This is a genomic window from Methylobacterium ajmalii (assembly GCF_016613415.1).
GTDB classification, from domain to species: Bacteria; Pseudomonadota; Alphaproteobacteria; order Rhizobiales; family Beijerinckiaceae; genus Methylobacterium; species Methylobacterium ajmalii.
The window spans coordinates 76,914-88,838 of sequence record NZ_JACWCT010000058.1 but is presented as its reverse complement, the minus strand read 5'-3'; the positions used below and the strand labels follow the sequence as shown (position 1 = coordinate 88,838).

Here is an 11,925-nt window from a genome sequence, read left to right as displayed (position 1 = left end):
GCCGCCGCCACCGCCGCGGCCTGGCGGCCGGCCGCCGCCTTCGCCCGGCGCGTGCCCTGGCTGCGGGTCGCTGCCGCCACCGCCGCCCTCGGGCTCGGCCTCGTCCTCGCCTACACGCTCTACGCGCTCACGACCCTGCCGGTGAATGGCGGGCTCACCATCGAGCCCACGGCCTCGGCCCTGGTGGTGCGCGCCGCCGACGGGCAGGCCTTCGCCACCCGCGGCGTCATCAAGGGAGCCAAGCTCGCGCCTAAGGAGGTGCCGCCGGTCCTCGCCAAGGCGATCGTGGCGATCGAGGACCGGCGCTTCTACGTGCATCACGGGGTCGACCTGCGCGGGCTCGTGCGCGCCGCCTTCCGCAACGCCGCCGCCGGCGGCACCCGCGAGGGCGGTTCGACCCTGACCCAGCAGCTCGTGCGCATGAGCTACCTGTCGCAGGACCGCACCCTGAAGCGGAAGGTGCAGGAGGCGGTGCTGTCGCTGTGGCTCGAATCGCAGCTGCCGAAGGACGAGATCCTCACCCGCTACCTCAACGCCGCCTATTTCGGCGCCGGCGTCTACGGCGCGGACGCGGCGGCGCAGCGCTATTTCGGCAAGCCGGCCAAGGAGCTGACGCTCAGCGAGGCCGCCATGCTGGCGGGCCTCGTGCGCGCGCCCTCGCAGCTCGCCCCGCACCGCAACCTCGACGGGGCGCGGGGCCGCGCCGCCCAGGTGCTCGACGCGATGGTGGAGACCGGGGCGATCACGGCCGCGGAGGCCGAGGCGGCCAAGCGCGCGCCCGCCACCGTGCGTGTGCCGACGGAGACGCCGGTCGGCACCAACTACTTCGTCGACAATGTCGCCGATTCGGTGCGCGGCCTGATCGGCACCGGGCCGGCGGACGCCACGGTGCGCACCACCCTCGACCTGACGCTCCAGAACATCGCCGAGAGCGTGATCGCGCGCCGCCTCGACCAGGACGGCGAGCGCCGCAAGGTCTCGCAGGGCGCGCTGGTCGCGATGGCGCCCGACGGGGCGATCCTCGCCATGGTCGGCGGGCGCGACTACGCCGACAGCCAGTTCAACCGCGTCACCCAGGCCAAGCGCCAGCCGGGCTCGCTGTTCAAGCTCTTCGTCTACCTCACCGCCCTGCAGCAGGGCTATCGGCCGGACTCGACGATGGTCGATCGCCCGACCCAGATCGGCGAGTGGGAGCCGGAGAATTACGGCGGGCGCTACCGCGGCGCCGTCTCGCTGCGCAGCGCCTTCGCCCACTCGATCAACACCGTGGCGGTGCAGCTCGCCGAGGCGGTCGGGATCCCGGCGGTGATCGAGACGGCACGCAGCCTCGGCATCACCTCCGATCTGCCGAACCTGCCGAGCCTCGCGCTCGGCTCGGCCGAGACGACCCTCCTCGAGATCACCCGGGCCTACGCGGCGGTGGCGGCCGGCGCCGAGACCGTCGAGCCCTACAGCGTGCGCCAGATCCTCGCCCGCGAGCAGACGCTCTACACGCGGCCGCAAACCGCCCCGACCCCGGCCCGCGACCAGGCGGCCCGCACCGGGATGCTCGACCTGCTGAGCGCCGTGATCCGTGAGGGCACCGGCAAGAACGCCCGGGTGTCGGTGCCCGCCGGCGGCAAGAGCGGCACCACCCAGGACAGCCGCGACGCCTGGTTCGTCGGCTTCGCCGGCGACCTCGTGGTCGGGGTCTGGCTCGGCAACGACGACAACACGCCGATGGCCGGCGTCACCGGCGGCGACATGCCGGCGCTCATCTGGCACGACTTCGTCACCCAAGCCCTGGCCGCGCGGGCCAAGGCCGGCAAAGCCCCGTCCGCCGGCAGGCCCGAGGCCGCCCGCCCCGTACCGGCGCCGCAGACGGCGAGCGTCGCCGAGCCCGATGCGGACCCGCGGGGCGGACAGGATCCCGCGGGCCGCGCGGTGCTGCGGGGCTCGCCCGCGGTGGTCGATACCGGCACCCTCGATTTCGACGGGCGCACCGTGCGGCTCACCGGGGTCGAGGGCCTGTCGGGCCGCAACGCCCGCGAGCTCGGCCGCTACCTGCGCCGCCGCGACGTCGCCTGCGCGCCGGCCGAGGGCGGCGCCTATCGCTGCTCCCTCGACGGCCAGGACCTGTCGGAGTTGATCCTGTTCAACGGTGGCGGCCGCGCCAGCGCCGACGCCACCCCGGACCTCCTCGCCGCCGAGGAGCAGGCCCGGTCGAACCGCATCGGCATCTGGCGGCGGTGATTAGGCTGGCTGCCTTCGGGCATCGCCGGGGAGACGGAATGACCTTGTGGGACGGCGCTCGCGCCGCCCCCCCACGGGGTGGTCACGTCAGATCAGCATCGCGTTGAGGGCGACCGTCAGGGCCGCGCCGACGACGGCGAAGCCCAGCAGCGTGACGCTGCTGACCTGATCGACGGAATCGACGTCGTGACCGACGCGGTGCTCGGGGGAATTGGCGTTCATCGCGCACTCCTTGTGTCAGGGTTGTGCCGACCAACATCCCTCGCCTCCCGCCGGATCGACTGCGCCCGCGGCGCATCGTGCCGCAGGCGCGCCGGTCTGCCGCTCTAATGCCCGCCCTCGTGGCCGTGGCTGGTGCCGATCACGCAGAGCGCCAGACCGGCGATGCCGCCGATCGTGCCGAGCGGGGTCTGGTAGCGCCAGGAGGCGTAGTAGCCGGCAGTGCCGATCACGACTCCGAGCAGGGTGAGCACGATGCCGCGGGCCGAGACTCCCGGCTTGTCCCGGTGCGGTCGGATGGCGTCCTGGTGCATCGCAGTCAAAGTCCCTCGCCGCGCCGTGTCGATCCGCCGGCCCCCGGGGGGACCGTGGGAGAAGGGGGGCGGCCGCCCTCTCCCGCCGGGAAAAACGCGGGAGACGCGGATTGGCTCACGGCGTCGTTCTCACGGCGCCGCGCCCGCGAGCGGTTCTCAGCGGCCCTCGCCGCCGATGCGGGAGAAGTCCGCGACCTCCCGGGTCGCCGCCCGGAGCGCGTTGAGGAGCGCGAGCCGGTTGGCGCGCAGGGCCGGCTCGTCGGCGTTCACCGTCACCTTGTCGAAGAAGGCGTCGACCGGCGCGCGGAGCGTCGAGAGCGCCCGCATCGCCCCCTCGAAATCCTCCACCGCCACGGCCTTTCCCGCCTCGGCGCCGGCCGTCCGCAGGGCCTCGGCCAGGGCCGCTTCCTCGGGCAGGCGCAGGAGGCCCTGGTCCGGCGCCGCGTCGTAGGCACGGCCGTCCTTCTTCTCCTCGATCCGCAGGATGTTGGCGGCGCGACGGGAGCCGGCGAGCAGGTTCTTGCCGTCCTCGGTGTCGAGGAAGCGGCCGAGCGCCTCGACCCGGCGCACCACCATCAGGAGGTCGTCCTGACCCGGAAGCGCGAAGACGGCATCGATGAGGTCGTGGCGGGCGCCCTGGTCGCGCAGGTAGACCTTCAGCCGGTCGGCGAAGAAGGCGAGGAGGTCGTCCGCGAAGGTGCCCGCGTCCCGCCCGTGGCCGGCGGACGCGGCGGCGATCTGCGCCCGCAGGGAGAGCCGCGCCTCGCTGGCGAGGACGAGCCGGATCACGCCGAGCGCCGCGCGGCGCAGGGCATACGGGTCCTTGCTGCCGGTCGGCTTCTCGTCGATCGCCCAGAAACCCACCAGCGTGTCGAGCTTGTCGGCGAGCGCCACCGCCACCGAGACCGGCTCGGACGGCACCCGGTCGCTGGGCCCGAGCGGCTTGTAATGGTCCTCGATCGCCGCGGCGACCGCCGGGTCCTCGCCCTGCTCGGCCGCGTAGTAGCGGCCCATCAGTCCCTGCAGTTCGGGGAACTCGCCGACCATCTCGGTGACGAGGTCGGCCTTGGCGAGCCGCGCCGCCCGCTCGGCGAGATCCGGGTCGGCCCCGACGACCGGCGCCAGCGCCCGGGCGAGGGCCGCGATCCGCTCGACGCGCTCGGCCTGTGTGCCGAGCTTCTCGTGGAAGACGATGTTGCCGAGCTTCGGCAGCCGGTCTTCCAGCCGGGTCTTGCGGTCGGTCTCCCAGAAGAACGCCGCGTCGGAGAGGCGCGCGCGCACCACCCGCTCGTTGCCGGCGACGATCGCGGCGCCGCCGTCGGAGGCCACCAGGTTCGAGACCAGGATGAAGGCGTTGGCCAGGCGCTCGCGCCCGTCGGGGCCGGGGGCGCCCCGCAGCACGAAGCACTTCTGGTTCGCCCGGATGGTCGCGCGGATCACCTCCGGGGGGATGGCGAGGAAGCGCTCGTCGAAGGCGCCCATCAGGGTCACCGGCCACTCGACGAGGCCGGCCACCTCCTCCAGCAGGCCCTCGTCCTCGACGAGGTCGAGGCCGCGCGCGAAGGCGAGGTCGCGGGCATCGTGCAGGATGATGTCCTTGCGCCGGTCGGCGTCGAGCACCACGAAGGCCCGCTCGAGGGCCGGCAGGTAATCGGCGAAGCGGCGCACTTCGATCGCCTGCGGCGCCAGGAAGCGGTGGCCGCGGGTGGTGAACCCCACCTCGACCCCGTCGATGGCGAAGGGCACCAGTTCGGGCGTCTCGGTCTCGGGACCGAAGCTCGCGACGATCGAGTGCAGCGGGCGGACCCAGCGGAGCGAGCCGGGCTCGCGCGAGGCCGCGCCCCAGCGCATCGATTTCGGCCAGGGGAAGCTCTTGACGATCGCCGGGATGATCTCGGCCAGGACTTCGATGGTCTCGCGGCCGGGCCGCTCGATCACCGCGACGTAGAACTCGCCCTTCTTCGGGTCGGAGACGACCTTGGCCTCGTCGAGGCTGGCGAGGCCGGCGCTCTTCAGGAAGCCCTGGACCGCCCCCTCGGGGGCGCCGACGCGGGGCCCTTTGCGCTCCTCGCGCACGTCCTGGCCGCGGGCCGGCAGGCCGGCGACGTGGAGGGCGAGACGGCGGGGCGTCGCGAAGGCCTTGGCGCCCTCGTACAGGAAGCCGCGCTCGACCAGCGCGTCGGTGACGAGCTTGCGCAGGTCCTCGGCCGCGCGCCGCTGCATGCGGGCGGGGATTTCCTCGGAGAAGAGTTCGAGCAGCAGGTCGGGCATCGGGCGGCCTCGAGGCACTCCGTCGGGAGGGCCCGGAATCGGGAGAAGGGAATTGGCGGGTGTGTAGCGCCGGGCGGCGCGGATGTCAGGCGGCGGGCGCTTCGCCCGCGAGCCCGCCCGCATCGGTGCGCCGCCAGGCCTCGCCGCAGGCTTTTGCCAGTTCGCGCACCCGCAGGATGTAGCTCTGCCGCTCGGTGACCGAGATCACCCCGCGCGCGTCGAGCAGGTTGAAGACGTGGCTGGCCTTGATGCACTGGTCGTAGGCCGGCTGCGCCATGCGGTGGCGCGGATCGTTGCTATCCGCCCCCGGCTCGCCGGCCTTGAGGTAGGCGCGGCAGGCAGCCTCCGCGTCGCGGAACTGCCGAAAGAGCATCTCGGTGTCGGCGGCCTCGAAGTTGTGGCGGGAGTATTCCTGCTCGGCCTGCAGAAAGACGTCGCCGTACGTGACCTTCTCGTCGCCCTCGCGGCCGTTGAAGTTGAGGTCGTAGACGTTCTCGACACCCTGGACGTACATCGCCAGGCGCTCGAGGCCGTAGGTCAGCTCGCCGGCGACCGGTGAGCATTCGAAGCCGGCGACCTGCTGGAAGTAGGTGAACTGGCTCACCTCCATCCCGTCGCACCAGCATTCCCAGCCCAAGCCCCAAGCGCCGAGCGTCGGGCTCTCCCAGTCGTCCTCGACGAAGCGGATGTCGTGGAGCGCGAGATCGACGCCGATCGCCTTGAGCGACGCGAGGTACAGCTCCTGGAGGTTCGGCGGGTTCGGCTTCAGGATGACCTGGAACTGGTAATAGTGCTGGAGCCGGTTCGGGTTCTCGCCGTAGCGCCCGTCCTTCGGCCGGCGCGAGGGCTGGACGTAGGCCGCCTTCCAGGGCTTGGGCCCCAGCGCCCGCAGGGTGGTGGCCGGATGGAACGTGCCGGCGCCCACCTCCATGTCGTAGGGCTGGAGGATCACGCAGCCCTGCGCGGCCCAGAACCGCTGGAGCGTCAGGATCAGGCCCTGGAACGAGCGGGTCGGCTGGAGGTCGGCGTCGGTGGCGGTCATGGGCGGGGGCTTGCGGCTCGGGCGGGGTCGGATCGTGCCGCGACCCTTGGGAACCGGCGGCGCCCGAGTCAAGCGCGCGTGCGCCCCCGCACGAACCCGAAGCGGGGCTGGAACCGAAAAACGGTCAAGCTCGTTGACAGTACAGATCCGAACACGATGCCGCCGGGCGCGGTGCAAGACTAGGGGAGACTGTCCGTGACCCACCGCCTGACCTTGGTCGCCGCCGCCGCACTGCTCTCCCTGGTCGCGACCCCGCTGGTGGTGCGGGCGGGCGCGGATGCCCCGAAGGCCGAGCCGACGGCCGCCGTCGAGGCGGCCAAGCCCGCAGCCGCCGAGGCGCCGGCCCCCGCCTGCCGCAATGTGCGGGTGGTCTATGCCGGCTACGGCACGCCGGCCTGCGGGCGGTAACGGGCGACGACGCCAGACACGCCGCCCGCGATCCCGAAGCCTGCTGTTGCGGCTCCGGGATCGCGTCCGGTACGGGCGGAATGCCGGGTTCACACGAGCGAGATCAGTGCGCCGGGGCGCGCAGAAGCCGGATCAGCGCCACACCCTCGGGCGACGGCGACCGCTCGATGCGGCGATACTCGCGCCCGTCGGGCGTGCGCGTCATCAGACCGATATGGCACATCGTGCGCCGGAGGATCGCCGGATCGCCGAAGAGGTGCAGCGCGGTAAGGCGCGCGCTGACCTCGCGCTCGTCGAAGCGGCACCCGGCCGGGATCCGGGCCCAGACCGCCCACAGGCACAGGTCCTGGATCGACCGGTGCGCCGGCCAGCTCCGCAGCCGCCCCTCGGGATCGAAGTGGCGGGCGGCGCGCAGGACCGCCGAGGGATCGGCCTCGGCGGCAGGCTCCGGCGGGCCCGGCGGCCGCTGGTCGCCCCGGGCGCGGAAGTGCTGGAAGTTGCGGTGGCCGGCGGCCCGGGCCAGCATGTTCAGCATCTCGACGTGGCTCGGCGGGCTCGCCCGCGACGCCCATTGGGCGCGCAGGGATTTGGCCAGCGCCGACACGTCGCGGGTCGCGAAGGGGATCGGGTCTCTCGGCACGGTTCGTCTCCGGATGCCGACCTGGGATCAGGTGTCGAGGGTCACCGGCTTGCGACGCGGCACGGGAACGAGGGCATGCCGAAGGACGACGGGCAGGTTTAGCTCCCCTCCGCGGGGCGGTGACGCCTGGGTGACTGCCGACCCAAAAACCATCGTAGCGGGTTTGCCCGCCGCGGCAACTCCCTGCGGGCGGCCCCGGCGCGCCTCACGCCGCCAGGCACGCCCGGGCCACTCGCAGGTAGTTGCCGCCGAGGATACCGGCGGTCTCGTCCGGGGTGAACCGGGCGAGGAGGTGGGCGGCGAGGTCGGGCAGGGCCGCGTAATCCGGCAGGGCGCTCGGGCCGACGAGGCCCATCATGTCGGTGCCGAGCCCGACATGGTCCGCCCCGACCACATCCGCCATCCGGGCGATACCCTCGGCCAGGGCCGCGAGGTCGGGAAACAGGCCCGCGGGCGGCCACAGGCCGATGACGCCGCCGGTCGCCGCGACGATCCGGGCATGGGCGGGGGTGATGCGGCGGGTCCAGGGCCGCGGCCGCGTCGTGAGCGAGGTGTGCGAGAGGACGAGGGGCTTCGTCGCCACCTCGGCCGCGCGGCGCACCAGCGCCTCGGTTCCGTGCGCCACGTCGACGATCACCCCCAGCGCCTCGCACGCCCGGATCACCGCGGCGCCGAACGCCGTCAGGCCGCCATGGACCGGCGGCTCGGTCTGGATGTCGCCGAGCGCGTTCGCCCGGTAATGCGTGAGCTGGAGGTGGCGCAGGTCCGCCCGCCGGTATGCCTCCTCGAGGGGGCCGAGATCGCCCTCCAGGAAATCCGCGCCTTCCGCGGCGACGAGGATCGCAGGCTCGGCGGCCCGGGCCGCCGCGAGGTCGGCGGCGTTGCGCACCAGGCGCAGACCCTGCTCGCGCACCAGGGCGTGCAGGCGGGCGAAGCCCCGCTCGGCGTAAGATCGCAGCTCGCCCGGCTCGGGCTCGCGGAAGGCGCGGATGCGGCCCTCCGGCGTCACCCGGTGGGTCGGCGAATCCGAGACGATCGCCAGGCAGGCGACCGCGAGGCCGCCGGCCCGCATCGGCCCCGCCAGCGGCGTGAAGGGCGCGTGCCCCTCCGCCTCCCGCACCCGCAGCACGCGGCCGGCATGGCTGTGGCAGTCGATCGTCGGGCGCGCGACGAGGAAGGCCGCGGCCCGCGCGCGGCGGGCTTCGGTCACCGCGTCGGTCGCGGCCTCGGATGCGGCGGCCGGCGCGGCATCCTGCGCGGCGGCCGCGACCGGCAGGCAGAGGAACGAGGCCGCCGCGACGAGGCCGCGGCGGGAGAGGCCCCGATGGGAGAAGCCCGGACGAGGCGGCGCGCGGTCGGGCACGACCACGGCGGCGTCGAGCCGGTAGCGCCAGCCGCACGGATCGTCGTGCAGGCGGCGAAAGCGGCCGTGCAGGGTCACCGCCCGGCCGTCGAGCGGGACGGGCGCGTCGGCGCGCACCTCGATGCAGGCGGCCGGATGGCCCGGCAGGCAGCCGCCGCAGCAGGCGGGCTCCGGCACGAGCAGGCAATAGCGCGCCTCGGCCGCCTCCGTCGCGGCGACCGGCCAGCCGGCGACGGTGACGAGGCGCGCATCGGCCCGGTCGGCCGAGCCGTCGATGAGCGCGGTCCAGGGCAGGAGCGGCGCGGGTGGGAGCGGCGCGGTCATTTCACGAGTCTCCGTCCGACGAGCAGGAGCCGCCGCAGCGCCGCCGCGGCGACCCAGCTGCCCGCCAGCGCGACCGCGAAGGCCGCGCACCCCTTCGCGACGGCACCGGCCGTCAGCCTGAGCAAACCGGCCTGCACCCAGGTCGCCACGGGATAGTGCAGCAGGTAGATCGCGAAGCCGTTCGCCGCGAGGCTGTCGAGGGCCGGGCGACGGCCTCCGGCGACGCGCAGGAAGACGGCCGGCAGGGCGAAGGAGGCGGCGGTGCAGAAGACCGCCTGCACCGCGCCCACGAGCGCCAGCGTCGCGAAGCCCGGCAGGTGCAGGGCCCGGCCGAGTTGAGGCGCCGCGAGGAAGGCCGCCCCAGCCGCGACCGCGAGCGCGACCCAGAGCCCGCAACGACGGGCGAGCGCCCGCCCGAAGCCGGCGACCGCGGCCCCGCCGCCCCGTCCGAGCCAGGCCCCGGCGGCGAAGTAGGCGGCGTAGAGGCCGATGCGGCTGCCCTGGACGGCGAGCGGCCCGATCGCGAACCAGCGGACCGGGCCGACCGCGAGGAGGAAGGGCAGGAAGGCCGCCGCCGTAACGGCGACGAGCACCGCGAAGCACCGACCCGGCCGCCATGGGTCCGCGGCTCGCGGGAGCGCCGGTCCGCGCGCGACCATCAGGGCAGCGCCGGCGTCGAACAGCAGCAGGACGCCGATGAACCAGGGCGGGCCGCTCGGCCAGGGCCCGGTCGTGACCGTCGCGAGCCAGAAATCCGAAAAACCCGGCGCGCCACCGGCCTGGAGGAACGAGGGGTAGTAGGCGAGCGGCATCAGCGTGAGGACGGCAGCGCAGAACGGCAGGCCGAGGCGCGATAGCCGGGCCCGCAGGTAGGCCTTCGCGCCGCGCCGCGCGAGGCCGTCCCGGACGAACAGGCCCGAGAGCCCGAACAGCAGCGGCATGAAGAAGCCGTCGTTCAGCATGACGAGGTAATCGAACCCGATCCAGCGCGCGGAATCGACGATCGGCGCGGTCGACAGGGCGTAGTGGACCCGGTCGACATGGCCGAAGGTGCAGTAGGCCAGCACCGCGTGGTGCAGCACGACGAGGCCGACCAAGAACCCGCGCATCCGGTCGAGCGCGACGAGGCGCCCGGCCGGCTCGGCGGGGGAAGGGCGGGCGGTGCCTGGCATCGTCGCGGGGCCGGTTGACGCAGCGTTCGATTGTAGGTCCGGCCCGGGCGCGGGACCAGCCGCTCCGCGCCCGATGATGGCCGGATGACGCGGGGGCACTATGTCCGGTCGCCTGCGACCCGGCGAGACGCTGCCGACGGGGCGCCCGCGACGAGAGGGGTCCCGGTGAAGGTCATCCATGACGATCCGCCGATGCGCGAGGAGATCGCCGCCGGCTTCTATCCCGGCTTCGAGGATCGCTGGCGCCGGGCGGAGCTCGCCGGACGCTGGCTGATGCTGGCCTTCGTGGTCGTCTGCGCCCTCGGCCTCCTCGGGCGCGGCCCCCTCAGCGAGCACACCCGCTCCAACCGCGACGGGTCGATCGTGATCCACTACGAGCCGGTGGCCCGGTTCGGGGCGCCGACGATCGTGCGGCTCGACACCCGGGTGCCGCCCGGCGGCGACCAGGTCGCGGTGACGATCGCCAAGGAGCTCGTCGACCTGTTCGGGCTCGAGAGCATCACGCCGCGGCCCCAGACCTGGCAGGTGGCGGGGGGCAACATCCGCCTCGTCTTCCCGGTGATCAAGGGCGAGACGCACGCGGTGATCCGCTTCACCGGCTCGCCGAGCTTCCGCGGCGCCGTCGATCTCACCGCTCGCCTCGACGAGGGCGAGACCCTGTCCTGGTCGCAATTCGCGGTGCCCTAACGCGCTCCACGATCACGTTGCAATCGCGAAGCTCTCTAAGCCATTGTTTTGTCGCATTTTCTGCGACGAACCGGTTTCCACTTCGTCGGAAAATGCTCTAGCGATGAATACCGTCCTCAAGGCCGCGGCGGCCTACATCATCGTGCTGTTCGTGATCCGGCTGATCGGGCGCCGCACCGCGAGCCAGCAGGCGCCGATCGACATGGTGGTGCTCTTCCTGTTCGGCGGCCTCTCGGTCAGCGCCGTGCTGGGCGACGACCGCTCGTTCGTCGGCGCGATGAGCGCGCTCTTCACCGTCGGGCTGATGCACGTCGCGGTGTCGTGGCTGAAGCTGCGCTTCGTCTGGTTCGAGCGCATCGTCGACGGCACCCCGATCGTGGTGTTCCGCGACGGCCGCTGGAACGAGACCGCGATGCGCCGCCTGCGCATGCAGCAGGCCGACATCCGCACCGCCGCCCGCCAGGAGAAGCTCGACGACCTCGACAAGGTCGCGGTCGCGGTCGTCGAACGCGACGGCACGGTGTCGATCCTCGAGAAGGAGTAGAGGCTCAGCGCATCCCCGCCGACCGCTCGCCCATCGCCCAGGCGAGCGCCTGCTCCAGCCGGTCGTTGCCCCAGAACAGTTCGCCGTCCTCGGTGAGGAAGGTCGGGGCGCCGAACAGGCCGCGGGACTTCGCCTCCTCGCCGATCGAGCGCAGGCGGCTCTTCACCGGCTCCTGGGTCGAGGCGCGGATCAGCGCCGGCCCGTCGAGGTCGAGGCCGTTGAGGAGGTTCGAGACCGCGGCGGGCTCGGCGATCGACTGGCCGCGGGCGAACTCGGCATCGTAGACCGCCCGGACGTAGGTCCCGATCCACGGCTCCTCGGCGCCGTGGACCGCGACCCGGGTCGCCGCCAGGCTGTTCTGGGGAAAGCTCTCGGGCCGCACCACAGGCGGCAGGCCGAGGCGGGCGGCCTCGCGGGCGAGGTCGCGCCACATGTGGCGGCCCTTGGCCGGGTAGAGGTTGAACGGCGAGGAGGTCCAGCCCTGCGCGGCGAAGACCGGCCCGAGCAGGAACGGGCGCCAGCGCAGGGTGACCCCGGCCGCCTCGGCGAGCGCCTCGATCCGCATGGCGGCGAGGTAGGAATAGGTCGACGCGAACTCGAACCAGAATTCGAGCGTGGGCCCGCGCGGCATCGCACCCCTCCGTGTGGCTGAAGCCGGCACCTTCGCGTCCGCGCGCCCCGCCCACAAGCGCCGGTCCGGGCGTCGCTT

Annotated in this window: 12 protein-coding genes; 4 read left to right on the top strand and 8 right to left on the bottom strand. The window is 73.4% G+C overall.

Going from position 1 to position 11,925, the window contains the following annotated elements:
* Window positions 1-2,232: PBP1A family penicillin-binding protein (locus HPY23_RS10740; protein ID WP_200649603.1), on the top strand; the 2,232-nt coding region annotated here is incomplete at its 5' end.
* Window positions 2,233-2,319: 87 nt separating this feature from the next.
* Here the strand turns inward: HPY23_RS10740 and HPY23_RS33545 are convergent.
* The 4 genes from HPY23_RS33545 to HPY23_RS10725 all read right to left on the bottom strand — a co-directional run bounded on the left by HPY23_RS33545 (window position 2,320) and on the right by HPY23_RS10725 (window position 6,078).
* Window positions 2,320-2,454, bottom strand: coding sequence for a hypothetical protein (locus HPY23_RS33545; RefSeq protein WP_268926681.1), 135 nt, complete (start codon window positions 2,452-2,454; stop codon window positions 2,320-2,322).
* A 104-nt stretch (window positions 2,455-2,558) separates the two neighbouring features.
* Window positions 2,559-2,765 (bottom strand): hypothetical protein, encoded by a 207-nt coding sequence (locus HPY23_RS10735; RefSeq protein WP_060846757.1) that lies wholly within the window; start codon window positions 2,763-2,765, stop codon window positions 2,559-2,561.
* A gap of 156 nt (window positions 2,766-2,921) precedes the next feature.
* Window positions 2,922-5,036, bottom strand: coding sequence for a glycine--tRNA ligase subunit beta (gene glyS, locus HPY23_RS10730; RefSeq protein WP_060846758.1), 2,115 nt, complete (start codon window positions 5,034-5,036; stop codon window positions 2,922-2,924).
* An 85-nt stretch (window positions 5,037-5,121) separates the two neighbouring features.
* Window positions 5,122-6,078 carry a glycine--tRNA ligase subunit alpha gene (locus HPY23_RS10725; protein WP_091883590.1) on the bottom strand — a complete coding sequence of 319 codons (957 nt, stop codon included), beginning with the start codon at window positions 6,076-6,078 and terminating at the stop codon, window positions 5,122-5,124.
* A gap of 195 nt (window positions 6,079-6,273) precedes the next feature.
* On the opposite strand from HPY23_RS10725, the gene HPY23_RS10720 reads away from it, so the two are divergent.
* Window positions 6,274-6,486 carry a hypothetical protein gene (locus HPY23_RS10720; protein WP_060846760.1) on the top strand — a complete coding sequence of 71 codons (213 nt, stop codon included), beginning with the start codon at window positions 6,274-6,276 and terminating at the stop codon, window positions 6,484-6,486.
* A gap of 103 nt (window positions 6,487-6,589) precedes the next feature.
* On the opposite strand, the gene HPY23_RS10715 is transcribed toward HPY23_RS10720, so the two are convergent.
* The 3 genes from HPY23_RS10715 to HPY23_RS10705 form a co-directional block, all read right to left on the bottom strand.
* Window positions 6,590-7,126 (bottom strand): DUF2087 domain-containing protein, encoded by a 537-nt coding sequence (locus HPY23_RS10715; RefSeq protein ID WP_091883592.1) that lies wholly within the window; start codon window positions 7,124-7,126, stop codon window positions 6,590-6,592.
* A 205-nt stretch (window positions 7,127-7,331) separates the two neighbouring features.
* Window positions 7,332-8,813, bottom strand: coding sequence for a dipeptidase (locus HPY23_RS10710; RefSeq protein ID WP_091883593.1), 1,482 nt, complete (start codon window positions 8,811-8,813; stop codon window positions 7,332-7,334).
* A complete protein-coding gene (locus HPY23_RS10705; protein ID WP_091883595.1) occupies window positions 8,810-9,985 on the bottom strand; it encodes an acyltransferase family protein in 1,176 nt (391 codons plus the stop codon). The genes HPY23_RS10710 and HPY23_RS10705 overlap by 4 nt, the downstream gene beginning before the upstream one ends.
* Window positions 9,986-10,150: 165 nt before the next feature.
* Between HPY23_RS10705 and HPY23_RS10700 the strand changes: the two genes are divergently transcribed.
* Both HPY23_RS10700 and HPY23_RS10695 read left to right on the top strand, forming a co-directional pair.
* A complete protein-coding gene (locus HPY23_RS10700; RefSeq protein WP_048428121.1) occupies window positions 10,151-10,672 on the top strand; it encodes a hypothetical protein in 522 nt (173 codons plus the stop codon).
* A 103-nt stretch (window positions 10,673-10,775) separates the two neighbouring features.
* A complete protein-coding gene (locus HPY23_RS10695; RefSeq protein WP_060846764.1) occupies window positions 10,776-11,216 on the top strand; it encodes a DUF421 domain-containing protein in 441 nt (146 codons plus the stop codon).
* 4 nt (window positions 11,217-11,220) lie between these two features.
* Here HPY23_RS10695 and HPY23_RS10690 read toward each other — a convergent pair whose 3' ends face one another.
* The gene (locus HPY23_RS10690) at window positions 11,221-11,847 is read right to left on the bottom strand and encodes a 2-hydroxychromene-2-carboxylate isomerase (RefSeq protein ID WP_060846765.1); all 627 of its coding nucleotides are present in this window, start codon (window positions 11,845-11,847) and stop codon (window positions 11,221-11,223) included.
* Between the last annotated feature and the right edge of the window lie 78 nt (window positions 11,848-11,925).

What these genes read in the sequence shown, in the direction of transcription:
- glyS (WP_060846758.1), bottom strand. Translation starts at nt 5,036, where the DNA reads ATGCCCGACCTGCTGCTCGAACTCTTCTCCGAGGAAATCCCCGCCCGC.
- HPY23_RS10690 (WP_060846765.1), bottom strand. Translation starts at nt 11,847, where the DNA reads ATGCCGCGCGGGCCCACGCTCGAATTCTGGTTCGAGTTCGCGTCGACC.
- HPY23_RS33545 (WP_268926681.1), bottom strand. Translation starts at nt 2,454, where the DNA reads ATGAACGCCAATTCCCCCGAGCACCGCGTCGGTCACGACGTCGATTCC.
- HPY23_RS10695 (WP_060846764.1), top strand. Translation starts at nt 10,776, where the DNA reads ATGAATACCGTCCTCAAGGCCGCGGCGGCCTACATCATCGTGCTGTTC.
- HPY23_RS10725 (WP_091883590.1), bottom strand. Translation starts at nt 6,078, where the DNA reads ATGACCGCCACCGACGCCGACCTCCAGCCGACCCGCTCGTTCCAGGGC.
- HPY23_RS10710 (WP_091883593.1), bottom strand. Translation starts at nt 8,813, where the DNA reads ATGACCGCGCCGCTCCCACCCGCGCCGCTCCTGCCCTGGACCGCGCTC.
- HPY23_RS10705 (WP_091883595.1), bottom strand. Translation starts at nt 9,985, where the DNA reads ATGCCAGGCACCGCCCGCCCTTCCCCCGCCGAGCCGGCCGGGCGCCTC.
- HPY23_RS10735 (WP_060846757.1), bottom strand. Translation starts at nt 2,765, where the DNA reads ATGCACCAGGACGCCATCCGACCGCACCGGGACAAGCCGGGAGTCTCG.